This is a genomic window from Halomonas sp. MS1 (assembly GCF_024182575.1).
Taxonomy (GTDB): domain Bacteria; phylum Pseudomonadota; class Gammaproteobacteria; order Pseudomonadales; family Halomonadaceae; genus Vreelandella.
In genome coordinates this window covers 3520921-3544007 of the sequence record NZ_CP098926.1, presented here as the reverse complement: position 1 = coordinate 3544007, position 23087 = coordinate 3520921, and the positions used below count along the sequence as shown (strand labels likewise).

The following is a 23087-nucleotide window of genomic DNA, read 5'->3' as shown; positions in this document are numbered from 1 at the left end:
GGTACTTAGTGCCACCCTGGTAATTCAACTCTGACAAAATTGTGACCATGCAGCCGCTTAACCAATTGGGCTACACCCTACTCCACACTCTACGCGACCATCTTCGTCCTCTCATTGCCTATCACCTGCTCTTCACCCTATTAGCCTCTGCTCTTGTAGTGCCATTGATTGCGTGGATCTCTCGGGCCTTACTAGCGCAACTCAACCGAACAGTCGTCACCAATGATGCGCTGATTACACTGCTATTTAGTCCACTGGGCTTAGTTGCGTTGCTCGTGGGTCTTGGTTTTGCATTCTTACTGATTTATTGGCAACAAGCAGGCATGCTGCTGGTTGCCGTCAGACCTAAAGACAACCACTATCGACTCGCCTTTGAAGCACTGTGGTTAAGCACACGCCGCTTACCAGCACTGGCGGGCCTGGTCATTCTTCAGGTAGGAGCCCACTTGTTGCTTCTAGCCCCTTTTATGATGGGCTTAGCGTGGCTTTATGATGTGTGGTTAAGCGGTATAGATCCCTACTATTTACAACAAACCCGCCCAGCCTCGCTGTGGTATTTTATTGCTTGCGCACTGCCGTTACTGATTATCTGGCTTGGGCTTGCTGCGTGGCTCTACCTGCGTTGGTTACTAGCGCTACCGTTAGTAGCGTTGGACAACTGCTCCCCTTTCCAAGCACTTAAGCGTAGCGTGCGCTTAACTCGCGGCTGGCACCGTTCGATTGGTGTGGCGGTCTTGACAGTCCTGATCGTCATTATCAGTCTGCCGATTATCTCTACATGGCTATTTGATAGTGTCGTGACGCCTCTGTTATGGGGGCTACCCGAACATAATGCCGTGCTGATTCCAGCGATGTTGGCTTATTTAACCAGCTACGTACTGGTTACGTTAACCATTACATTTTTAGGTATTGCCACCAATGCCCTCCTATCAGCGTGCTTATACTTGCAACTGGCTTTTCGAGAGACACGCCCTTCGCCTCGGTCGGAACACGCCCATCCTGGTCGCCTTGCGTGGGCGATTGAACTAAGCGTACTGCTACTAGCGGGGCTACAAGCATGGTGGATACTCAACAGCTTTGAAATACGCGATAACGTAGCGATCATCGCCCACCGAGGAAGCTCGATGGTAGCGCCGGAGAATACCTTATCCGCGATAAAACAAGCGCTTGAAGACGGTGCCGATGCGGTAGAACTGGATGTTCGCCTGAGTGCTGACAACCAGGTGCTTCTTTACCATGATCGCAGCTTGGCCCGGCTAACAGGCGATCGGCGAGAATTTGATTCACTCACTAGAGCAGAGTTGAGCAAAGTTGATGTCGGCAGCTGGTTTGGCGATGCCTTTCAAGACGAAAGGATTGCTGGTTTGGATGATGCTTTGGCGCTAGTGCGAGGACGCGCAGGCTTAATGATTGACATGAAGCCCTCGCCTGGCGACGAAGAGAGACTCGCTCGCGCCGTATTAGCAACCCTTGAGGCAGAAAGTGACATTCGTTATCGCTGCTGGGCAACCCAGGATAACGCGCTCAATGCGAACGCGAACTGCGGGTTTCCAAATGTATTCCTGGAAATGCGCATGGCAACCATGTCGCCCAGTATGGTGACTTATTTAAAACAGCAAGCCCCCGAATTACGCATTACCTTACTCGCCCAACTGATCTTGGCTGGCACACTGGATCGACGCCAATTCGATGCTTTAGGCCTGCGTCATAACCGTATCACACCACAAGAAATTCGATTGGCGGCGCTTTATAACTACGAAATACATGCCTGGACAGTGAATGACCAAACGCGCATGTCGGCACTGATTGATCTTGGGGTTGATGCGATAATCACTGACTATCCAGACCGTTTGAGCGAGCTAATAGAAGACCGCCGTGCGCTGAGCGACGGCGGCCTAATGCTGGTAAAACTGCGCAATTGGCTACGCCAATAGCAAAGATCTCTTTATGATTCTTCGCCCGGCCAATGGCCGGGCGAAGATAAGCAACTCAACCCACTATGTCACTCACTGGTGTTGCGAGCCAGTCCTGCGAGCTGACAGTATTATTCGATGGTTTCACCCGCCAGCATAAACCAGGTTTCAAGCACCGCATCTGGGTTTAAGGAGACAGAATCAATTCCCTGTTCCATTAACCACTTGGCCAAATCAGGATGATCAGAAGGGCCTTGGCCACAAATGCCAACATACTTGCCTTGTGCTTTGCAGGCTTTGATGGCCATTGCTAATAGCTTTTTCACCGCTGGATTTCGTTCATCAAACAGATGCGCAACGATACCCGAGTCACGATCAAGACCAAGCGTCAGCTGGGTCAAATCGTTGGAACCAATCGAGAAACCATCAAAGTACTCGAGGAACTCATCAGCCAGTAGTGCGTTAGCCGGTAACTCACACATCATGATAACTTTTAAGCCATCAGGATTAGACTCACCGCCCCGCGGCAAGCCATTAGCCGCTAACAACTCTACGACCTCGCGTGCTTCATCGGTTGTGCGAACAAAGGGCACCATGATTTCAACGTTATCAAAGCCCATTTCTTCACGAACCCGCTTCAGCGCTCGGCATTCCAGCTCAAAACAGGGCCTAAAGGCATCCGAGATATAACGCGAGGCCCCTCTGAAGCCAAGCATTGGGTTCTCTTCACCGGGCTCATAAAGCTTGCCACCAATGAGGTTTTCGTACTCATTTGATTTAAAATCAGAGAGCCTTACGATCACTCGCTGAGGATGGAAAGCAGCGGCCAGGGTTGAGATGCCTTCAACCAGCTTATCAACATAGAAACTAACAGGATCATCGTAACCGGCAGTACGCAAATCGATGACCTGCTGAAGATCAGCAGGCAGCGTGTCGTAATCCAACAGCGCTTTGGGGTGAACACCGATCATACGGTTAATGATGAATTCCAGCCTAGCAAGACCAACCCCAGCGTGGGGTAAGCCAGCAAAGCCAAATGCACGGTCCGGGTTACCCACATTCATCATAATCTTGAAGGGAATCTCAGGCATCGCATCGACACTTGAGACCTTGCAGTCAAATGCCAGAAGCCCTTCATATACGTGGCCAGTGTCACCTTCGGCACAGGACACCGTGACATCAATGCCCTCTTTAAGCTGAGTGGTCGCATCTCCGCAACCGACCACGGCTGGTATACCCAGTTCCCGGGCAATGATGGCCGCGTGACAGGTTCGTCCACCGCGATTAGTAACAATCGCTGATGCACGCTTCATGATCGGCTCCCAATCTGGGTCGGTCATGTCTGTCACAAGGATGTCACCCTCTTGGACCTTGTCCATTTCTTCTGGGCTAAGCACTGTTTTTACCGTGCCACGCCCAATCCGCTGACCAATCGCCCGCCCGGTAATCAGCGTGCGTCCTTTTTCACGCAGGTGGAAGCGTTCTAACTTTCCTCCTTCCTGTTGTGAAACAACGGTTTCAGGACGCGCTTGAACGATGTAAAGCTGACCATCATCACCATCCAGTGCCCACTCGATATCCATCGGACGCTGGTAATGTTTTTCAATGGTCATGGCTTGCCGTGCAAGATCCATGATCTGCTCATCGTTAATACAGAACCGACCACGATCGTTCAGAGACACATCAACAGTTTCAACCGATTTACCAGCGCTGGCATCTTGCCCATAGATCATTTTGATCAGTTTAGAGCCTAGCGTCCGGCGTAGCACTGCGGGACGGCCAGCCTCAAGCGTGGGCTTGTGCACATAAAATTCATCAGGATTGACAGCCCCCTGGACGACGGTTTCGCCAAGCCCCCAGGAAGCAGTAACAAACACTGCGTCGCGGTAACCAGACTCGGTATCCAGCGTAAACATAACCCCGGAAGCACCTGTCTCAGAACGCACCATCTTCTGCACACCCGCAGACAGCGCCACATTCTCATGGGCGTAGCCGCGGTGTACGCGGTAAGAGATCGCGCGGTCATTAAATAGCGATGCAAACACTTCGTGCACCGCCTGTTTAATATTGTCAAAACCTTCAATATTAAGGAACGTTTCCTGCTGACCAGCAAAAGACGCATCAGGCAGATCTTCTGCCGTGGCGGAGCTGCGTACGGCAACTTTCAAACTGGGATGCTTAGCCTGAAGCTGCTCATAGGCGCCGCGTAAAGCATGTTCAAATGCAGGGGGAAGTGGCGTATCAATAATCCACTGGCGGATAGTCTTGCCAGCCTCTGCCAACGCTTTAACGTCATCGACATCAAGGCGAGCAAGGGTGGCGTTGATGCGGTCATTTAGTCCTTCGTGAGAGAGAAACTCACGATAGGCATGGGCCGTCGTGGCAAATCCACCCGGCACTGTCACGCCCACACCTGATAAGTTCGAGATCATTTCGCCAAGCGAAGCGTTTTTACCACCCACACGTTCGACGTCTGCCATACCTAGCTGATCGAACCATAGAATGTACTCTTCCACGCAACCCCCTCGCTTTTAGACTGCTTTGCGACCTGACAGGCCGACTCTAATTGACCATGTCACACTAGCATCGCCCCGCCGCATTCGCCATTGGTCTAATAGCGAACGGAGTGGAGGATTTTTACAACAAAGTGCAATAAAGGGCTTTTTATGTAGTCTTAATGAGGTAATTTTTATTAAATAAGCGTTAAAACGAACTGCAAAGTGAATGGCTTGGCAACGATTGTGCTAACCCACGCCTCACCCCACAATAGCAACTTTATTTATTGACGGATTTAGTGATGAAGCGAACAGCCTTTTTTATTTCTGATGGTACTGGCATTACGGCAGAAAGCCTTGGGCGTAGCCTGTTAGCTCAATTTAGTGATGTTGAAATTAATATGCTGACAAAGCCCTACATTGATACGCTGGAAAAGGCTCGAGCTTTAGCGGAAATAATCGACTCTACCGCCGTCCGTGACGGCCATCGGCCGATTATCATTGATACCATTGTGGATCAGGATATCCGTAACGTCATTCGACAGGCCTCAGGCTTCAAGGTGGATATCTTCTCTACCTTTTTAGAACCCCTAGAGCAAGAGTTAGAAACGCACTCCTCTTACAGCGTCGGCAGAACGCACTCGATTGGTAGCGATGATGTCTACATGGATCGCATCCATTCCGTCCATTTTGCGCTAGATAATGATGATGGCGCACGAACGCACCAATACGATAAAGCCGACATTATTCTGGTTGGCGTTTCACGTTGCGGCAAAACACCCACCTCTCTTTATCTAGCGCTTCAATTTGGTATTCGAGCAGCTAACTACCCATTAACTGAAGATGACTTGGATGAAGATGGCAGTTTAAAACTACCCAAGGCACTCGCCCCCCATAGACACAAGCTGTTTGGTCTGACAATTGATGCTCGCAGACTAGCAGCAATACGCAACGAGCGCCGCCCCAACAGCCGCTACAGTTCAATGGATCAGTGTTTGCAAGAAGTTGAACAGGCTGAGTCGCTATATCGCTCGATGCACATCCCGTTTATCGATACGACACGCTTTTCAGTAGAAGAGATATCAACCCGAATGATTGCAGAGACAGGCCTAGCTAGGCGCTTCTCGCCCCGCTAGGCCAGAGCATTACATGCCCTTGGGAGCAAATATTCCAGGGGCATTACGCCAGTAGCCTTTGTAATCCATGCCAAAGCCGAACACGTAACGATCTGCAACCTCTAGGCTACAGTAATCGGCTTTTAAGCCAGGTACCGCTTTACGATCATGCTGCTTATCCACTAGTACGGCCGTTGTAACGCTCGCCGCTTGGGCTTCCTCGCAGTAGGCAAGAATAGCGGCTAACGTAGAGCCCTCATCAAGAATGTCATCGACGATGACGACGTGGCGCCCTGCCATGGGAATTTCTGGAGAAACACGCCAAAAAAGTTCGCCACCACGCAACTCATTGCGATAGCGGGTGGCATGCAGATAATCGACTTCTAGAGGGAAACCTAATCGGGTTAGCAGGTGCCCTGTTGTGATCAAGCCGCCATTCATAACGCAGTAAAAAACCGGTAACTTATCCCCTAGATCTTTACTAATTTCCTCAGCCATTCGATCCAGTGCACGCTCAACTTGTTGTTGAGAAATCAAGCAGTCAGCGTTATCCATCAACTCACGCATTGAGTCAAGCGACTCAAGCGCCTCTTTATCCAGTTTGGACATCGGGTTACTCCAAGAGGGGGTTAACTAGTCAGTGACTTAAAAACGAAAATAACTTAAGAAAAGATGGGGTTAATTCGCCAACGCTTCTAATTTGGCATGGGTACGACGCCAGCGGCCAAGTGCCGTTAGCGCATCCACGTCTGGACGGGCTCGTCCATAGCGTAGCTTGATTGGTCGTTTACTGTGTAATCCTTGGCATGCTTCAACAACGTCTAACGCTGCAGAGCGGTCATTACAGACCAATAGCATATCGCATCCTGCGGCAAGGGCAGCCCTGGCGCGCTCCTTCGGGTCACCCGCTTCATGAGCACCCGCCATGCTTAAATCATCTGAAAAGATACAACCTTTAAACCCCAGGGACTCTCTTAACATTCCCAACCAACTAGGTGAGAAGCCAGCAGGACGTGAGTCAAACGCACTATAAATAACATGGGCAGGCATAACACCATCAAGCTGAGTAGCAAGCTGGCTAAACGGAACAAGATCGCGCTGTTTAATAAGCGCCAGCGGACGGTCATCCACAGGTAACGCCACATGGGAGTCAGCGGCAACGCCACCATGGCCAGGAAAATGCTTACCTACCGCCGCCATACCCGCTTCATGCAAACCGTTGATAAAACACTGACCCAGCGCAGCGACGTGTGCAGGGTCGGTGCTGAAGCTGCGATCACCGATAACACTAGAGATGCCACTTTCGACATCTAAAACAGGCGCAAAGCTGATATCCAGACCGCAAGCAGCCATTTCCATGCCCAGCAACCAACCCGCGTCTTTTGCTAGTGCAAGACCGGATGCCGAATCCTCAGCGAATTGATCACCAATGCGTGCCATGGCTGGCATGCGAGTAACGCCTTCTTTAATTCGCTGAACGCGACCGCCTTCTTGATCAATACCAAGTAACAGCTCGCCGCGAACACGACGAATATCACTGCAAAGCTTTCTAACCTGGTAAGCATTCTCGACATTTCTAGCGAATAAAATGACACCGCCCACAGCAGGGTCCATCAAAAGATGTTTTTCAGCTTTGGTTAATCGCGGCCCTTCAAGGTCAAGCATGACCGGGCCTAAAGATTGAGTCATTGTGATGGATCCAACAAAAGGGCCGTCAATTTTAGTTGATCAATCTCTCGTGTCAAAAAATCAATAATAAGCTGCCTACGCTTAGCCATTATGAAGCCAAACGGGTGTGCCCGGCGGCGCATGTTCAAAAAGATAAAGCAGATCATCATTGCGCAGCCGAATACACCCATGTGAAGCGGCCACGCCCATCGGTTGATCAGGTGGCGTGCCATGAAGATAGATAAAACGACGCTGAGTGTCGACATCCCCGCCTCGATTCACTCCTCTCTCTAAACCACAGAGCCACATAATGCGCGTTAAGATCCAATCACGATGAGGGAATTCCGCCGCAAGCGCCGACGTAAACACTTCCCCAGTCCACCGCCGCCCCCGAAAAACAGCATTATCAGCTAAACCGCCCCCTATCGATGCGCGGATATAATGCCATCCCAGGGGGGTTTGACCACTGCCTTCCTGCTGCCCTACGCCTTTTTCACCGGTGGACACAGCGCACGTGTACTGCAGCGTGCGCCCTTGCCACCAGCATAGCTGCTGGTGTTTGATATTGATGTCTATCCAACCACCATTCTGCGGGGGTAGTTCAGCTAGCGTGGGCGTTCGCATAATGTCCTTCATCAGCAGCAGGCGGTAGCGGAGCATTCATGGCAGCAACCACGACAGGGCGTAAACGTCTTACCAAATCCCTGACGGTTACTTGCTCATTATAGTCTTTCGCGGCAATGTCACGCAGCGCATCTAAACCCGACAGCGTAAAAATCACGGTGCCCAGCATGAAATGCAGTCGCCAAAAACGCTCAGCATCAGGTAAATCTGGCGTTGCCTGGCGCACCAACTCAGTAAAGCGGGTAAACACGTCTCCGTACTGCTGTTGGATATAACGGCGTAAATGCCCTTGTGCCTGGCTATACGCCAACCCTAGCAGACGCATAAACACCTTCAGGCTATTGCGCTCAGCTGGCACTGCCAGCACCGTGCTTGCCATTGTTTCCAACAGCACTTCAAGCGGAATCACATCACCGTTGTACTGCGCTTCCAGCTCATCAAGCGCCGTGTGAAAACGTTGTGAGAAGGGATCTAAATAGCGCGCAAATACCGCCTGGATAAGCGCCTTTTTAGAACCAAAGTGGTAATTGACGGCAGCCAAATTAACCCGTGCTTTACTGGTGATATTGCGTAGCGATGTTTCGGCAAAACCACGCTCGGCAAACAGCACCTCAGCGGTATCGAGGATACGTGTTACCGTATCAGATTGCGCCATAGCGCCCTCCAGAAAACGAGTGTTTAAAACATCGTTAAATACTATGCCATAACGCTATTTGGCTCAATCACTTATCTTTAGCTTTTTACCCAACGCTCAAATGCACCCTAGGCCCCTATTCAAACACCTGCCATCAGACGCTCCGTCGACAGAGCCCCTCACACTCGTCGTTCCTATCTCCATTCCTGACACCATTCGCATAATGACTGCCATGCCATAGCGAAACGCTCTAGCATGTACTGGACAGAGCAACATACTGTATACTTAACCACATACTGTTTAAGCCGACATGTAGCCACTGTCTTGTTCAATTTTTTGGAGTTTGTTATGTCGCGTCCTCTTACTGCTCGTCAACAGCATGTTTTTGATTTTATTGTTAAAACGATGTCTGAATTCGGCTATCCGCCGACCCGCGCAGAAATTGCCAAAGCGCTAGGCTTTCGTTCTCCTAACGCTGCTGAAGAGCATTTACGAGCGCTTGAGCGCAAAGGTGCCATCCGCATTATCCGTAACACCTCGCGGGGGATTCGACTGCCTAATCAGGAACCACAGGATATCGGTGATGTCTCGGCAACAGCGCCTGCCGCCAACGTAGAACCACTACCGAATGGCTTACCAGTCATTGGCGAAGTGGCCGCAGGAAGCCCGATTCTAGCAGCGGAACACATTGATCGTTATTGCCCACTCCCCGCTGAATACTTTACCCCCAAAGCGGATTACCTTCTTCGGGTGCGAGGCTTGTCAATGAAGGATGTTGGCATACTGGAAGGCGACCTTCTTGCCGTGCATCGCACCGACCGGGTTCGTGATGGCCAAATCGTGGTGGCAAGGTTAGAAGATGAAGTCACTGTAAAACGCTTTAAACGACAGGGCCATACGGTGACGCTGATTGCTGAAAACAGCGACTTTGCGCCCATAGAAATTGACCTGCGTACGCAGCAGTTGGATATCGAAGGGGTGGGAGTTGGTGTCATACGTGGCGGTAACGGCCAAGCACTGGGATAAGCGAGTAAGTGTAAATGCCGGTGAGGCACTCGATAGAGATACTCACCGGCTATCGCAATGTTACTGAGAGTCTATATAGCGACGATCATTAAACGTAGCTACCCAACTCGGGTGATACACCAATAAAATACTGAGTAACATCCCTGTGATAAAAGCCTCGGAGGGCATTAACAGGGGTAAGAAGCGCGCATACTCTTGGGCTAAGTACACAGCTTCAGAGTCAGTACCCGCCACCATGATTAGCAAGACCGCCGACAACCCTCCTGCCAGTGTTGACAGCGCTGCGCCAAAAAAGCCGCATACGAATAAAAAGATCATCAAGTTATCCGGCAGGCGCCGGTCTACCCATCGCCATACCAGACCGGTAATGACCGCAGGTACAATGCCGGTTACCAACACATTAGCGCCTAGTAACGCCCATTCGTTACGGCCAATGGCTGACATCGCAACATTAATCAGCACATTGCTGATTAATGCGAGAGGCATTTTGAATACCAACGTCATTAAGACGGTGAAGACTAAGTGCAGGGTTAACCAATCGACTGCCTGAGCACGCAGTTGCCACATCAACACCACAGCGAGCGTCGCGGCTAACCACCGATGCTGAAGAGCCACATCGCCTATCAGCACTCGCCAAGGGCGCAGCCATATCATCCACGCAAGTACGCTCAACGATACCAACCACGTCAGCAACAATGCCCAGGGAGCTAAAACACTTTGCGCGAAAGACATGGATGCCCCTATCTACCCGTCAGCTAACGACAAGCCAGCTGTAAACTCGAATTGACTAAAAACGCTGCGTATCTAAACAACATGATCAGCTGAACACCACGGTCTTATTGCCATGGATTAATACCCGGTCTTCTAAATGCCATCGTAAACCACGCGCCAATACCGCTTTTTCGACATCGCGCCCAAAGCGCACGAGATCCGTTGGCGTATGGCAATGACTTACCCGATGAATATCTTGTTCAATAATCGGCCCAGCATCCAGTTCTTCAGTGACATAGTGACAGGTAGCTCCGATTAGCTTAACGCCACGCTGGTAAGCTTGATGGTAGGGCTTAGCACCGGCAAAAGAGGGTAAGAAACTGTGGTGGATGTTAATCACCCGTCCCGCGTAACGCGAGCAGAGCGAAGGTGGCAAAATTTGCATGTAACGTGCCAGCACAACGCAGTCAGCCCTTGCGCTATCAATCTGCGCTTGCACCTGCTCGAAAGCAGCCTGCTTGTTATCAGGATCTACGGGCACATGATGGTAAGGAATGCCATACCACTCAGTGAGTGATCGCATATCCTCATGATTTGAAATAACCCCGACAATATCGCAATCAAGCTCCCCAGCCTGCCAACGATAAAGCAGATCAACCAGACAGTGAGACTCCCGCGACACCATCAACACCACACGCCTACGCTTTTGAGTATCGACGAGCGACCACTGCATATTGAAGGCTTTAGCCACCGGCTCAAACGCACTACGTAACGCCTCCGCCGACATACCCAACGAATCTGCCAAAATTTCGTATCGCATGAAGAATCGGCCGGTCTCAAGATCAGAGTGCTGACTTGCTTCAGTGATAGAACCACCTTGTTGAGCAATAAAGCTTGAGACACGCGCCACAATGCCCACTTGATCAGGGCAAGAAACCACCAAACGGTAATAATGAGACATAAATAAACACTCTTGACATATTTTAACGGCACGTTCGACAAGCACCTACCAGCGGTAGGGAAGCAGTATATAGGCGAAATAGTGTACCTTATGCTTATCAAGGAAGCACCGCAGCCAAATGCCACGATGATTGTTACCCGCCCCTGCCTTCCCGTATAGTTAAGGTCTTACTTTTTAGGCTTTTCATTACTGATGCACCCACCACGCGTTCAACTTCGTCCCCGCCGTCGCCCTCCCCTGCGCCTACTGCCGCTAGGCGGGTGTGGTGAAATTGGAATGAACCTTACGTTGTATGGATACGATGATGAGTGGATCGCCGTCGACTGCGGCATGATGATTCGCCAAGATCTACCCAATTCCCCGCTGCAGGTGCCCAATACAGATACATTAGCAGCACTCAACATTACCCCAAAGGCACTCTACATTACCCATGGCCACGAAGATCATATTGGCGCCGTGGCGTGGCTCTGGCCTAAGTGGAATTGCCCTATTTTTGCAACGCCGTTAGCGGCGGGATTGCTGCGCCATAAGTTTGCAGAACACCAGCTTAGTAGCGCCGCTATAAACGTTGTGGAACCGGGTGATGCAATGGAGCTCGGCCCCTTCACGCTGCGTTACCTTCACGTTACCCATTCGATTCCTGAAAGCTGCTCAATCCTAATGCAGGCAGGCGACTATCGCGTGCTACACACCGGGGACTGGAAACTAGACCCTAATCCGTTAATTGGTTCGCCCATTAACGCTGCTCAATTTCGTGCGCTCGCGCCTATCGATCTCGTCGTAGGCGACTCCACTAACGCCCCGATGCCCGGCCATTCGGGCAGTGAAGGAGATGTTGCTAAAGCACTCGCTCACACCTTAAAACAGTGCACAGGACGCGTGGTGGTATCTTGCTTTGCCAGCAACCTTGCCCGCGTATTAGCGATTGGAATTGCCGCCCAACAGTGCGGCCGACGCGTCAGCTTGATGGGCCGTTCAATGGAACGCATGGTGAGTGTCGCGAAGGGCCTAGGGTATCTAGACGACTTTCCACCGCTAGTACCACCCCATGATTTAGGCTACCTGCCGCCAGAAGAGGTGGTGATTATTGCGACGGGCAGCCAAGGTGAACCACGTGCAGCACTGCAACGCTTAGCACAGCGGAGGCACCCGTTTGTGGATCTTGAGCCAGGCGATAGCATCATTTTTTCTGCCAAAGCCATACCAGGCAACGAGCGCCCTATTGAACAACTGAAAAAACGCCTAGCGCAGCTTGGGGTGTCAATTTTCGATGAGATGAACCACCCAGAATTACACGCGACTGGGCATCCTGCCGAAGATGAGCTGAGAAAACTGTATCAATGGGTTCGGCCAAAAACATTGCTGCCGGTGCATGGGGAGGCGCGCCATCAGGCTGCCCATCAAGAAATTGCCACCAGCCTCGGCATTAATGCCCCGCTCGCACCGGTAAACGGCGACATGTTGATGTTCGACAATCTAGGCTTACGCTGCGAAGCACGCTATCCCCAGCCGCCCTGCATCGTTAATCAGAACAGCGTCGTGCCTCATCCAGGGCTCGATACCGGCTCTCACTCATCGCGGCGCGGCAGTTTGTTCTTAGCGCTTCCCGTTACGGCTACCGACACTGGCTGGTGCCGCATTGGTCGTTTGATGCTGGATGCCAGCGGTACCAGCCCACTCGATGAAGATAGTTTCAGCGAATGGCTAGATGATCAGTTATTAGAAATAGCAGCAGAGACATTGGCCGATTTGCGTCAAGCACTGCAACCGAGGCTAATTCATTGGCTCGCTAATCACCTTCAGCATATGCCAGACGTACATTTACAAATAATGGCAACCGAAACGCCCTCTTCAGAAGCCATTAGCGATAGTTAAAGCCATTGGCGATATTGATGCTGTTGGCAATATCGTCTACCAGCGTTCTGCAGCTTGCTGATCAGTATGCCGCTCTTTTACCCAGTAAGCCCCCTGGCGGGAGTGCTCTTTCTTCCAAAACGGCGCCTGGGTTTTTAAAAAGTCCATAATAAAGTCGCAGGCTTGGAAAGCATCGCGGCGATGAGCACTGGCCACCAGAACGCGCACAATAGGGTCTCCCGGCGTCAAATCACCAATGCGGTGGATAATCCGTACGGCCTGTAGCGCCCAGCGTTGACCTGCCTGCTCACCAATCTGCGTTAATGTGCGCTCGGTCATCCCTGGGTAGTGCTCAAGAGTCAGCCCAATAACATCAGGGGATTCATTAAAGTCACGCACAAATCCCGTGAAGGTGACAATAGCGCCGATATCGGTGCGCTTGCGCAGCGCACTTTCATAGCCATCATCCATTTTAAACGCTTCTTCTTGAACCCTGACAGCAATATCCAATTCAGTCTCTGTAATATCAGCCATCTGATTACCCACCCGTCACTGGAGGAAAGAAGGCCACTTCATCCTCATCGGTAAGGCGCGCACTATCGTTGGCCATCACTTGATTGATAGCACACAACGTGCGCTGCTCTGACAACACATTAAAGCGTGCATCCATAGTGCTTAACGCCGCTTTCAACCCCGCCACATCTCGGCTTGGCAGTTGATCAAGCCCAATGGCAAGGTCACTCTCTTCCACCCGCTCACGCAGCTCAGCAAGAAACTTAACCCGAACGCAAGGGGATGCACATCGCTCGCCTAAGCGAACCTCTCCCGCAACGCCACCGCCAGTCACAATTGGTTCTGGCACACCTCGTTGATAGTCGCCACGAATACCGCCCCGCTTACTTTCCAATTGAATGGCGTCAATGCGCATCTCTTTATCCACCGCTTTACACATATCGTAAAGCGTCAGACAAGCCACTGACACGGCTGTCAGAGCTTCCATTTCTACCCCGGTCTGTCCGTTAAGGCGGCAAAGCGCGGAGACTTCAACACAGCCGTTAGCGTGATCAATATCGAAATCTACAGAGACTTTTGAAAGCGCTAATGAATGGCACAACGGGATCAACTCATGCGTGCGCTTTGCTGCCTGAATACCCGCAATGCGCGCGGTCGCCAGCACATCGCCTTTGGGCAACTCGCCATCACTCAACAGCTGCAACGTTTTAGGCTGCATAACGATACGCCCAGACGCTACCGCCTCGCGGCGAGTCTCTCGCTTATCTCCGACATCGACCATGTTGGCTTCGCCGTGTTTATTGAGGTGAGTTAGCTGCATATCGTTACCTTTTTAATCAAGCCACGGTGTTATAAAAATACTGTTTTGGAAGCTGCTAATTTAGTTAGCCACAGCATTGGGTTGAGCATCCATCCACTCGATTACCCACTCAGTGATCGCTTCAATATTATTCAAGTCCAGCCGCTTAGCTGTTGGGATAATTGATGGAGGCAGCGAGCCACTTGACGCTACCGCCTGTACCCAGTCGCTACTGACAATAGAAACATCGCCAATCCCTGCACGGTACAGGACTAACTTAGGAATTGGCCACGCCTTAAAGCCCTCCACAATGACCAAATCTGGCGCCTGGGTAATCATCAGTGACAAGAGGTAGCCAAGATCCGGTTCTTCTTGGCCAGGTGTCTCTTGCATCATGGCAAAACGCTCTCGGGATGCAATCAACATAGGCGCAGCGCCAGCCTGACGAAGTTTATAGCTATCTTTTCCTGGCTGATCGACATCAAAGCTATGGTGGGCATGCTTTATCACCCCCACCCTAAGCCCCTTTTCGCGCAGGCGAGGCAAAAGCTGCGCTAACAGAGTCGTCTTACCAGTCCCACTCCACGCGGCAATGCCGAGTACAGGAAATGGACTATCAATTGCCTCTTCCATTAACAACTCCCAATGACCAACCGGTGGGTATGATTGAGTGGCTATTCACCCTCTTTTTCAGCGGGTAACAGCCAGTTTAGCGCAATGCCAACTAACGCGGCTAAGCTCACGCCCTGGAGAGTGAACTGACCACCTCCAAACTGCATTCCACCTATCCCAAATACTAAAATTAACGAAACCACCACGAGATTACGCGCCGCAGTTAATGACTGGCCTGCACGCACCAGGGTATTCATACCAACCACTGCGATCGAACCAAACAGCAGCGTCATAATACCGCCCATTACAGGGCCTGGAATAGTTTGCAGTAACGCACCCAACTTGCCTACAAAGGCCAGTACAATCGCAATCACCGCGGCGATGATCATGTACATGGGGTTGAATGCCTTAGTCAGCGTCACTGCCCCCGTTACTTCTGAGTAGGTTGTATTGGGAGGACCACCAAACAGCGCAGCCGCCATTGTCGCCAGCCCATCGCCTAACAAGGTGCGATGAAGACCAGGCTTCTCTAAATAGTTTTTGCGTGTCACTGAGCCTATCGCCACCATATCGCCGATATGTTCCACCGCAGGAGCAATCGCGACAGGAATCATGAACAAAATAGCCGCCCAGTGAAAACTCGGCGCGGTAAAGCTGGGCAATGATAGCCAAGCAGCATCACGCACCGCAGTGAAATCGACAACGCCCATAACAAGCGCCAAACCATACCCCACTGCAATACCACCCATTATCGGCACCAAGCGAAGAATTCCACGCCCGAAAACAGCTAATATCAGCGTTACCAGCAAACTGGCCATGGAAAGGAAAATCGCTTGACCATAGCCAATGTTATCGCTTGTCTCTCCTGTAGCCATACTGACAGCGACTGGCGCCAATGCTAAACCAATCACCATAATAACTGGTCCGACCACGACAGGCGGTAACAGCCTGTGCAGCCAAGCAGTGCCTTTAACACGTACTACTTGAGAAATGGCAACGTACACCACCCCTGCTGCCATTAAGCCACCCAGCGTGGCTGACACGCCAAAGCTTGCTATCGAGCCTTGAATGGGAGCAATGAACGCAAATGATGACGCCAAGAATACCGGCACCGTCTGCTTAGTAATTCCGTGAAACACCAGCGTACCAATACCCGCGGTAAATAGTGCGACACTGGGATCTAGACCAGTCAACAGCGGAACCAATACCAGTGCACCAAAGGCTACGAATAGCATTTGCGCACCTGTCAGCAGCATTTTGGGCCAAGACTCATGACTTGCTGAATGTTTCATCTAAATGTTTCCAATGTTTTCATTGTCGGTGGTTAGCCAAAAAAATGCCCCCAACGCGAAGCGTAAGGGGCATTGTTAGTCGGGGTGCTTAGCGCGTTCCGAAGATCTTATCGCCTGCATCTCCCAAACCAGGCACGATGTAACCGTGCTCATCTAGCCGGTCATCAACGGATGCGGTGTAGATCTCAACATCTGGGTACGCATCCTGAACACGCTTAATACCCTCAGGGGCAGCTACTAGCACGATAACTTTCATATGCTCACAACCACGCTCACGCAACATATCTAACGTCGCCACCATTGAGCCACCGGTCGCAAGCATCGGGTCGATGACAAGTGCCATGCGCTCTTCAATATCATTGGCGAACTTGGCGAAATAAGGCACCGGTTGAAGAGTTTCTTCATCCCGATAAAGACCCACTACGCTGACGCGTGCGCTAGGAATTAAGTCAGTTACGCCCTCCAGCATACCTAAACCGGCTCGCAGAATTGGCACAACCGTTACTTTTTTCCCTTTTAAACGACGCGTCGCAATAGGCTCGTTGTTCCAGCCTTGAATCTCATGATCCTCGAGCTCTAGCCCCTTTGTTGCTTCATAGGTCAGCAGCTTAGCCACTTCGCCTGCTAGCTCCCGGAAGCTTTTGGTGCTCAAATCGGCTTCGCGCAGCAGTCCCAGCTTATGTTGAACAAGCGGATGATTAATGGCGTAAACACTCATGGGACTTCCTCACTGCATGGGATTCAGGATGGCGACCTAGGTCGCATCGACAAGCTTACAAAATTGCGCGCCATTCTACCCGCAACTGACCACTAGGTTAAGGGGTTTCCGGCAATTGCCACTCAATCGGTGAACGCCCATGCTCTGCTAAAAACTGATTGGCACGGGAAAAGTGGTGATTGCCAAAAAAGCCTCGATGCGCTGAGAGTGGCGAAGGATGCGGGGATTCCAACACCAAGTGGCGCGACTGATCAATCAGGACTTTCTTCTGGCGCGCATGGCTGCCCCACAACAAGAAAACGCACGGTTCAGCATACCGACTGACGGTTTCAATCGCGCAGTCGGTGAAGTGTTCCCACCCCTTGCCACGATGAGAAGCGGCATTACCCTGCTCAACCGTTAATGCAGTGTTAAGCAGCAGCACACCCTGGGTTGCCCAAGACTCCAAAAAGCCGTGTCGCACGGGCGTAAACCCCACATCAGCAGCTAATTCTTTATAAATATTGACTAAAGAGGGAGGCACTTGGATACCCGGCTGCACCGAAAAGCACAATCCATGAGCTTGGTTGGGGCCGTGATAAGGGTCTTGCCCTAGAATAACGACTTTCACAGAGGCTAAAGGTGTCAGCTCAAAAGCGCGAAACCAATGCGATGAGTGCGGGTAGATAACTTTTTTGGCTGATTTTTCTTGGGCCAAAAATGCTTTCAGGGCTGACATATAGTCAGCCTGAAATTCTTGCCCAAGCCATTGATTCCAATCGTCGGGTAGCGGGTTAGCCATATTACTTCTTCAGTTGATCCGCCAGCGGCTCAACATAAGCAATGCCCATATCCCAAGGGAACTGGATCCAACACTGCTGAGCCACTTCGGTAAGGTATTGGTCAACCAGAGGGCGCCCTTCTGGTTTGGCATACATTGTCACGAAATGCGCCTTAGGCAGCATTTCACGAACGGCACGGGCGGTTTTACCGGTATCTACCAGATCATCAACCAACAGCCAACCATCACCATCATGGTCAACGCCCTTCATGATGTCTAAACCGCCTTGATCCATATGATCATAGCTTTTGATACAAACGGTATCGATCAAGCGAATATTAAGTTCACGGGCGATAAGCGCCGCAGGTATTAATCCACCACGGGTAATCGCGACGATACCTTTGAAATCTCGTTCAATTAGCTGATGACAAAGTTGACGCACGTCGCGGTGCAGTTGATCCCAGGAAATGGTGAAGTGCTGATGATAGCGTTCGCTGCTCATAAGAGGCGTTACTCGTCTTCGGTGAATGAACATACCGCGAATACGCTATAGCCAGCGTCGCGAATTTTCTGGGAACCGCCCAGCTCAGGCAGATCAATAATAGTTGCGGTTTCCACCACGTGCCCACCAGAGCGTTGAATTAGATTCGCTGCTGCAAGCATAGTACCGCCAGTGGCAATCAAATCATCCATCAGCAGGATACGGTCATTTTTCTGGAAAGCATCGGCATGAAGCTCAACTTCAGAGTGGCCGTACTCAAGCGTGTAAGTCTCACTGATCGTCTTGAAAGGCAGCTTGCCCTTCTTGCGAACGGGCACAAAGCTGCAGCCTAACTCGTAGGCCAAGGGCGCACCAATGATGAAGCCACGGGCATCAATCGCCGCGATGGCATCTAAGTTCATTTCCTGGTAGCGATGCACAAAGCTATCAATCAGCTTGCGAAAGGCAGCACTATTTTGCAGGAGCGGTGTGATATCACGAAAATTTACGCCCTGCTCTGGCCAGTCAGGAACCGTGCGAATAACGGACTTAATGTAGTCGCCGTAGATGCTCATCGCGTCTCTCATTGATTAAAGATAAAGCGGGTAATTAACCCAGGAAAAGAAATTTTGCTGCAAACAGTAGCGCCAGCGTTATGACGGCGGGGTTCAAATCGCTGAACCGTCCCGAAAGCGCTTTAATCGCAACATAGCTAATAAAGCCAAGCGCAATTCCCTCAGCAATTGAGAACGTCAGCGGCATAGCCAGGGCAGCGATCAGTACCGGCGCAGCGTCGGTTGGGTCTTCCCAGTTTGCGTGGGCTAAACTACCCGCCATCAAAACGGCCACGTAAAGCAGCGCCCCTGCTGTCGCATAGGCCGGAATAGAACCTGCTAACGGCGCAAAGAAAAGGCTAATTAAAAACAGCACACCAACCACAACCGCCGTTAACCCCGTACGACCACCGGAAGCGATACCCGCAGTTGATTCAATATAGCTAGTCGTTGTCGAAGTACCCAATGCAGCACCCGCCATAGACGCGGTACTGTCGGCCATCATAGCGCGACCAATGCGCGGCAGCTTGCCATTTTCATCCAGCAGTTTGCCGCGGTGAGCCACCCCTACCAACGTGCCTGACGTATCAAACAGATCCACAAACAAGAAGGCAAAAATGACGCTTAGCATCGCCACATCCAGTGCGCCCATTAGATCCATTGCCATAAAGGTAGGCGCAATCGAAGGCGGCATCGACATAATACCGCCATACTGGTTATGTCCGAACAGCGTCGCAAGGATCGTGATGCCCAAAATACCGATCATTACCGCACCGGTCACGCGCAGGTAGGAAAGCGCCGTAATAACGAAAAAGCCCAACAAGGCATAAAGTGCGGGTGGCTGGGACAAATCACCCAGTGCCACATAGGTGGCTGGATTAGCGACCACAATACCGGCATTTTTGAGTGCGATCATCGCAAGGAATAAGCCAATACCCGCGGCAATCCCCAAACGCAATGAGAGTGGAATAGAATTAATGATCCACTCGCGGATTTTAAAAATACTTAGCAGGAAGAACGTCAGGCCGGAGAAGAAGACAGCCCCTAATGCCGCCTCCCAGGTATAGCCCATTCCCAGCACCACACCGTAGGTGAAAAAAGCATTCAGCCCCATACCAGGTGCTTGCGCGATCGGATAGTTTGCCCAAAGCCCCATAACAAAACAGCCGATGGCAGCAGCGACACAGGTAGCCACAAATACCGCGCCGTAATCCATCCCCGCTTCCGAGAGAATGCTCGGGTTGACGAAAATGATATAAGCCATCGTGAGGAACGTGGTGAACCCTGCGATCAACTCGGTCTTTACATTGGTCTTCTGCTCGGTGAGCTTGAAGTAATTGTCCAGAAGTTTCATGTCGTTTTTATCCTTCGCGCTTACGCTAAATGCGTCCCTTGATGCGAGAAAAGCCGCACATACTACCTAAAGGCTCTACGCGTTGCGAGCGCCTCGTGTGCCGCTAGTGTTGGTGGGAACTCCCCCACCTATCTATTATGAATAGCAAACTTCAGGCCATGAGCTAACCGATTGGTCAACGGTAAGACAAAAAACACGACTAAAGACGACTCGCCAACACCCTTTCGACTGTTTCAACAATCACCTGGGTTTGCGGATCAATCTCGATATTGACCTTGTCGCCTAGCAAGCGATCTTTTAAAACTGTACGCGCCAGCGTCTCCGGTATCAGGTTGACACTGAACTCAACCCCAGCACCATCGGCTGCGGGGCGCACGTCACCAACCGTCAAGCTGATACCATCAACACCAATGTATCCCTTCTCGAATACAAATTTAGCGACTCTCTCAGGCAGTGAAAACCAAAGCCGACGATTGTTGGGCGCCTCTTCTATTGCCACCACATTGGCCACACAAATAATGTGGCCTGACATGGAGTGGCCACCAATTTCATCACCAAAACGCGCCGCGCGCTCTATGTTGACGCACTGACCTGGTGCAATTGCACCAAGATTTGTCAAACGCAACGTTTCACGCATCAGATCAAAACTGACATTCCCATCTTCTATCGCGGTTACCGTCAGGCAAACACCATTATGGGCTACCGACGCACCAAGAGTGAGCCCTTCACGCAACGCCTCCGGCAATGCGACTACGTGGGTGCGAAACTCTTCCAGCTCTTTAACAGCGACGACCTCAGCCACGCCTTGCACAATGCCAGTAAACATATTGCTACGCCCTCTTTCTCAACGTATTAAAGTCAAAACAGGTACTAAAATTCTGTGCAAGCTTACTACTAATACCCAACCCGTGTGCAGCCAGAAGCTTTGATACAAACGTTGAAACGGCTTTTTTTCTGATAACAAGCGCCGCATTAGCACTCATCAGAATCAATCACTAACAAAAATCATTGACTCAGAAAATAAACCTGAATTATTGCATTAAAACATGAAATAGAACGGCACTAATTGACAAGACACCCACCACTCTTTAGACTTTCGCCGCAAATGTAATGACGCCGATTTGTACCCAGATTGCGGGCGTCCACCAAGCTAATGGCTTGGTGAAGTGCAGCTAAAAGGGTGTGTCCAGCGTTGATGGCCACCCGCAAGGGTGGCCTTTTTTTATTTCCCGCCCTACGCTTGCTCCCTCGCACTCCGTCTTCGGCCTACCGTTAAGGCAGACGCTATGATTGAAATTAGCAACGTTAGTAAAACCTATGGCACTGGCAATAGTGCCGTTCATGCCCTAAAAGATGTCAATTTAACGATTCCCAAAGGCACCATTCACGGCGTTATTGGCCTTTCGGGCGCAGGTAAGTCGACCCTTATTCGCTGTGTCAACCTACTTGAACGCCCAAGCACTGGCAGCGTATCAGTCGATGGCCAGGAAATGACCCGCCTTAGTCGCGGCGAGTTAAACCGTGCCCGACACCGTATTGGAATGATTTTCCAGCATTTCAATCTGCTAACAACGCGTACGGTATTTGATAATGTGGCACTTCCCCTTGAGTTAATGGGCGAAAGCCGCAGTGCTATAAAAGAGCGCGTTTTGCCGCTGCTGGAGCTGGTGGGCCTGGCTGATAAAGCCAAACAATACCCAGCCCAGCTGTCTGGTGGTCAAAAGCAGCGTGTTGCCATCGCCCGCGCACTGGCCAGCAAACCCAACGTCTTACTGTGCGATGAAGCCACTTCCGCACTAGACCCCCAGACCACCAGCTCTATTCTTGAGCTGTTGAGAGAAATTAATCAGCAGCTCGGCATTACCATTTTGTTGATCACTCACGAAATGGAAGTTGTGAAATCTATTTGCCACCGAGTAAGCCTCATTTCCGACGGTGAGCTAGTGGAAGACGCTGAGGTCGGTGATTTCTTTACTGCGCCTATCACACAGTTGGGTAGGGAATTCCTGAACGACTTTTTGCAGCTAAGCCCACCTAAAGAACTGATCGAGCGTTTAAGCGATACACCGAGCGAACATACTCATCCCGTCGTGCGGCTAACGTTTTCGGGTGATGCTGTTTCGACGCCGCTTATTTCACGCTTAGCGCGGGAGTGCAGCGTTGATGTCAGCATCCTCCAGGCAAAGGTCGAGTCCATTCAAGACCGCACCTTAGGGCTGATGATTGCAGAGCTGCTCGGCAGCCCCGCTCAAACTCAGGAAGCAATGGCTTATTTAGAAGCACATCAACTACAGGTAGAGGTACTTGGTCATGTCCAGCGCAATGTTTGATCTTATTTTACAAGCCACGCTGGATACGCTCTACATGGTGGCTATTTCAGGCGTGATCGCCACCCTGCTCGGCTTGCCGCTTGGCGTCATGCTCTACGTGACTCGCCCTCGCCAGATATTAGCGATGCCAGCACTCAATCAAGTGCTAGGCATTGTTACCAATGTTGGCCGCTCAATTCCGTTCATCATTTTGATGGTGGCGATCATCCCGTTCACCCGCATGCTGGTCGGCACCTCTATTGGTATTAATGCGGCCTCAGTGCCGTTAACTATTGCGGCTATTCCATTTGTAGCTCGGCTAATCGAAGGGGCGCTTAACGAGATATCGCCGGGGCTTATTGAATCTGCTCAATCAATGGGCGCAACGCCTTGGCAGATCATTACCAAGGTACTGATCCCTGAGGCAAGGGGCGGCATTATCACGGGGCTAACGATTACGTTAGTGACACTGGTCAGTTACTCTGCCATGGCGGGCGCCGTAGGTGGCGGTGGCCTGGGCGACTTAGGCATTCGCTATGGCTACAACCGCTTCAACCCCACCATTATGTTAATTACCGTCGTTATACTGGTGGTGATGGTTCAAGGCTTCCAAAGCCTGGGCGACTATTTGGTGCGCAAAAGCGATCGCAAGTGACGATAGTCTGCATCTTTTATCGGCACAGTCGAATATAAC

General features: G+C 51.1%; 23 protein-coding genes. 6 read left to right on the top strand and 17 right to left on the bottom strand.

Annotation, left to right across the window (positions count from 1 at the left end):
* Window positions 1-47 precede the first annotated feature (47 nt).
* Complete coding sequence (locus tag NF683_RS16315; protein WP_089038206.1) at window positions 48-1934, top strand: glycerophosphodiester phosphodiesterase family protein; 1887 nt, start codon at window positions 48-50, stop codon at window positions 1932-1934.
* Between the two features lie 110 nt (window positions 1935-2044).
* Here the strand turns inward: NF683_RS16315 and ppsA are convergent, their stop codons facing one another.
* Complete coding sequence (gene ppsA / locus NF683_RS16310; protein WP_253920448.1) at window positions 2045-4429, bottom strand: phosphoenolpyruvate synthase; 2385 nt, start codon at window positions 4427-4429, stop codon at window positions 2045-2047.
* Between the two features lie 281 nt (window positions 4430-4710).
* On the opposite strand from ppsA, the gene ppsR reads away from it, so the two are divergent.
* Window positions 4711-5544, top strand: a complete 834-nt coding sequence (gene ppsR / locus NF683_RS16305; RefSeq protein WP_193060614.1) for a posphoenolpyruvate synthetase regulatory kinase/phosphorylase PpsR — start codon at window positions 4711-4713, stop codon at window positions 5542-5544.
* Between the two features lie 9 nt (window positions 5545-5553).
* On the opposite strand, the gene NF683_RS16300 is transcribed toward ppsR, so the two are convergent.
* From NF683_RS16300 to NF683_RS16285, 4 genes are all read right to left on the bottom strand, one after another.
* The gene (locus NF683_RS16300) at window positions 5554-6132 is read right to left on the bottom strand and encodes a hypoxanthine-guanine phosphoribosyltransferase (protein ID WP_089038203.1); all 579 of its coding nucleotides are present in this window, start codon (window positions 6130-6132) and stop codon (window positions 5554-5556) included.
* 69 nt (window positions 6133-6201) lie between these two features.
* Window positions 6202-7212: a beta-N-acetylhexosaminidase gene (nagZ, locus tag NF683_RS16295; RefSeq protein WP_089038202.1), complete on the bottom strand. Its 1011-nt coding sequence runs from the start codon at window positions 7210-7212 to the stop codon at window positions 6202-6204.
* A gap of 81 nt (window positions 7213-7293) precedes the next feature.
* Window positions 7294-7815: a L,D-transpeptidase gene (locus NF683_RS16290; RefSeq protein ID WP_089038201.1), complete on the bottom strand. Its 522-nt coding sequence runs from the start codon at window positions 7813-7815 to the stop codon at window positions 7294-7296.
* Window positions 7793-8470 (bottom strand): TetR/AcrR family transcriptional regulator, encoded by a 678-nt coding sequence (locus NF683_RS16285; protein ID WP_038483793.1) that lies wholly within the window; start codon window positions 8468-8470, stop codon window positions 7793-7795. Before NF683_RS16285 ends, NF683_RS16290 begins: the two co-directional genes overlap by 23 nt.
* A 327-nt stretch (window positions 8471-8797) precedes the next feature.
* Between NF683_RS16285 and lexA the strand changes: the two genes are divergently transcribed.
* A complete protein-coding gene (gene lexA / locus NF683_RS16280; protein ID WP_089038200.1) occupies window positions 8798-9475 on the top strand; it encodes a transcriptional repressor LexA in 678 nt (225 codons plus the stop codon).
* A 60-nt stretch (window positions 9476-9535) separates the two neighbouring features.
* Here lexA and NF683_RS16275 read toward each other — a convergent pair whose 3' ends face one another.
* Window positions 9536-10207, bottom strand: coding sequence for an energy-coupling factor ABC transporter permease (locus NF683_RS16275; protein ID WP_253920447.1), 672 nt, complete (start codon window positions 10205-10207; stop codon window positions 9536-9538).
* Window positions 10208-10292: 85 nt separating this feature from the next.
* Window positions 10293-11147, bottom strand: coding sequence for a formyltetrahydrofolate deformylase (gene purU, locus NF683_RS16270; protein ID WP_089038198.1), 855 nt, complete (start codon window positions 11145-11147; stop codon window positions 10293-10295).
* 276 nt (window positions 11148-11423) lie between these two features.
* Here purU and NF683_RS16265 point away from each other — a divergent pair, with 276 nt between their 5' ends.
* Window positions 11424-13022, top strand: a complete 1599-nt coding sequence (locus NF683_RS16265; RefSeq protein WP_253920446.1) for a ribonuclease J — start codon at window positions 11424-11426, stop codon at window positions 13020-13022.
* A gap of 36 nt (window positions 13023-13058) precedes the next feature.
* On the opposite strand, the gene moaE is transcribed toward NF683_RS16265, so the two are convergent.
* The 10 genes from moaE to NF683_RS16215 all read right to left on the bottom strand — a co-directional run bounded on the left by moaE (window position 13059) and on the right by NF683_RS16215 (window position 20910).
* Window positions 13059-13535, bottom strand: a complete 477-nt coding sequence (moaE, locus tag NF683_RS16260) for a molybdopterin synthase catalytic subunit MoaE (protein WP_253920445.1) — start codon at window positions 13533-13535, stop codon at window positions 13059-13061.
* Window positions 13536-13539: 4 nt separating this feature from the next.
* Window positions 13540-14334 (bottom strand): cyclic pyranopterin monophosphate synthase MoaC, encoded by a 795-nt coding sequence (gene moaC, locus NF683_RS16255; RefSeq protein WP_089038195.1) that lies wholly within the window; start codon window positions 14332-14334, stop codon window positions 13540-13542.
* A gap of 60 nt (window positions 14335-14394) precedes the next feature.
* Window positions 14395-14946, bottom strand: coding sequence for a molybdopterin-guanine dinucleotide biosynthesis protein B (gene mobB / locus NF683_RS16250; RefSeq protein ID WP_253920444.1), 552 nt, complete (start codon window positions 14944-14946; stop codon window positions 14395-14397).
* A 41-nt stretch (window positions 14947-14987) separates the two neighbouring features.
* Entirely contained in the window at window positions 14988-16217 is a 1230-nt protein-coding gene (locus NF683_RS16245) for a uracil-xanthine permease family protein (RefSeq protein WP_193060620.1), read from the bottom strand.
* An 88-nt stretch (window positions 16218-16305) separates the two neighbouring features.
* A complete protein-coding gene (gene upp, locus NF683_RS16240) occupies window positions 16306-16935 on the bottom strand; it encodes a uracil phosphoribosyltransferase (protein WP_038483772.1) in 630 nt (209 codons plus the stop codon).
* A 97-nt stretch (window positions 16936-17032) separates the two neighbouring features.
* Window positions 17033-17716, bottom strand: coding sequence for a uracil-DNA glycosylase (gene ung, locus NF683_RS16235; RefSeq protein ID WP_193067694.1), 684 nt, complete (start codon window positions 17714-17716; stop codon window positions 17033-17035).
* A gap of 1 nt (window position 17717) precedes the next feature.
* Complete coding sequence (gene gpt / locus NF683_RS16230) at window positions 17718-18197, bottom strand: xanthine phosphoribosyltransferase (RefSeq protein ID WP_009723428.1); 480 nt, start codon at window positions 18195-18197, stop codon at window positions 17718-17720.
* 8 nt (window positions 18198-18205) lie between these two features.
* A complete protein-coding gene (locus NF683_RS16225) occupies window positions 18206-18751 on the bottom strand; it encodes an adenine phosphoribosyltransferase (RefSeq protein ID WP_089038192.1) in 546 nt (181 codons plus the stop codon).
* Between the two features lie 34 nt (window positions 18752-18785).
* Window positions 18786-20084, bottom strand: a complete 1299-nt coding sequence (locus NF683_RS16220) for an NCS2 family permease (RefSeq protein ID WP_089038191.1) — start codon at window positions 20082-20084, stop codon at window positions 18786-18788.
* 199 nt (window positions 20085-20283) lie between these two features.
* Window positions 20284-20910, bottom strand: a complete 627-nt coding sequence (locus NF683_RS16215) for a riboflavin synthase subunit alpha (RefSeq protein ID WP_089038190.1) — start codon at window positions 20908-20910, stop codon at window positions 20284-20286.
* Between the two features lie 460 nt (window positions 20911-21370).
* Between NF683_RS16215 and NF683_RS16210 the strand changes: the two genes are divergently transcribed.
* Window positions 21371-22414, top strand: a complete 1044-nt coding sequence (locus NF683_RS16210; RefSeq protein ID WP_089038189.1) for a methionine ABC transporter ATP-binding protein — start codon at window positions 21371-21373, stop codon at window positions 22412-22414.
* On the top strand, window positions 22395-23048 hold the full coding sequence (locus tag NF683_RS16205; protein WP_089038188.1) for a methionine ABC transporter permease: 654 nt from the start codon (window positions 22395-22397) through the stop codon (window positions 23046-23048). The genes NF683_RS16210 and NF683_RS16205 overlap by 20 nt, the downstream gene beginning before the upstream one ends.
* Window positions 23049-23087 lie beyond the last annotated feature (39 nt).

What these genes read in the sequence shown, in the direction of transcription:
- NF683_RS16210 (WP_089038189.1), top strand. Translation starts at nt 21,371, where the DNA reads ATGATTGAAATTAGCAACGTTAGTAAAACCTATGGCACTGGCAATAGT.
- NF683_RS16290 (WP_089038201.1), bottom strand. Translation starts at nt 7,815, where the DNA reads ATGCGAACGCCCACGCTAGCTGAACTACCCCCGCAGAATGGTGGTTGG.
- NF683_RS16315 (WP_089038206.1), top strand. Translation starts at nt 48, where the DNA reads ATGCAGCCGCTTAACCAATTGGGCTACACCCTACTCCACACTCTACGC.
- NF683_RS16225 (WP_089038192.1), bottom strand. Translation starts at nt 18,751, where the DNA reads ATGAGCATCTACGGCGACTACATTAAGTCCGTTATTCGCACGGTTCCT.
- moaE (WP_253920445.1), bottom strand. Translation starts at nt 13,535, where the DNA reads ATGGCTGATATTACAGAGACTGAATTGGATATTGCTGTCAGGGTTCAA.
- NF683_RS16220 (WP_089038191.1), bottom strand. Translation starts at nt 20,084, where the DNA reads ATGAAACTTCTGGACAATTACTTCAAGCTCACCGAGCAGAAGACCAAT.
- NF683_RS16205 (WP_089038188.1), top strand. Translation starts at nt 22,395, where the DNA reads ATGTCCAGCGCAATGTTTGATCTTATTTTACAAGCCACGCTGGATACG.
- nagZ (WP_089038202.1), bottom strand. Translation starts at nt 7,212, where the DNA reads ATGACTCAATCTTTAGGCCCGGTCATGCTTGACCTTGAAGGGCCGCGA.
- NF683_RS16275 (WP_253920447.1), bottom strand. Translation starts at nt 10,207, where the DNA reads ATGTCTTTCGCGCAAAGTGTTTTAGCTCCCTGGGCATTGTTGCTGACG.
- NF683_RS16245 (WP_193060620.1), bottom strand. Translation starts at nt 16,217, where the DNA reads ATGAAACATTCAGCAAGTCATGAGTCTTGGCCCAAAATGCTGCTGACA.
- purU (WP_089038198.1), bottom strand. Translation starts at nt 11,147, where the DNA reads ATGTCTCATTATTACCGTTTGGTGGTTTCTTGCCCTGATCAAGTGGGC.
- lexA (WP_089038200.1), top strand. Translation starts at nt 8,798, where the DNA reads ATGTCGCGTCCTCTTACTGCTCGTCAACAGCATGTTTTTGATTTTATT.
- ppsR (WP_193060614.1), top strand. Translation starts at nt 4,711, where the DNA reads ATGAAGCGAACAGCCTTTTTTATTTCTGATGGTACTGGCATTACGGCA.
- NF683_RS16300 (WP_089038203.1), bottom strand. Translation starts at nt 6,132, where the DNA reads ATGTCCAAACTGGATAAAGAGGCGCTTGAGTCGCTTGACTCAATGCGT.
- ung (WP_193067694.1), bottom strand. Translation starts at nt 17,716, where the DNA reads ATGGCTAACCCGCTACCCGACGATTGGAATCAATGGCTTGGGCAAGAA.
- mobB (WP_253920444.1), bottom strand. Translation starts at nt 14,946, where the DNA reads ATGGAAGAGGCAATTGATAGTCCATTTCCTGTACTCGGCATTGCCGCG.
- NF683_RS16265 (WP_253920446.1), top strand. Translation starts at nt 11,424, where the DNA reads ATGAACCTTACGTTGTATGGATACGATGATGAGTGGATCGCCGTCGAC.
- NF683_RS16215 (WP_089038190.1), bottom strand. Translation starts at nt 20,910, where the DNA reads ATGTTTACTGGCATTGTGCAAGGCGTGGCTGAGGTCGTCGCTGTTAAA.
- moaC (WP_089038195.1), bottom strand. Translation starts at nt 14,334, where the DNA reads ATGCAGCTAACTCACCTCAATAAACACGGCGAAGCCAACATGGTCGAT.
- NF683_RS16285 (WP_038483793.1), bottom strand. Translation starts at nt 8,470, where the DNA reads ATGGCGCAATCTGATACGGTAACACGTATCCTCGATACCGCTGAGGTG.
- upp (WP_038483772.1), bottom strand. Translation starts at nt 16,935, where the DNA reads ATGAGTGTTTACGCCATTAATCATCCGCTTGTTCAACATAAGCTGGGA.
- gpt (WP_009723428.1), bottom strand. Translation starts at nt 18,197, where the DNA reads ATGAGCAGCGAACGCTATCATCAGCACTTCACCATTTCCTGGGATCAA.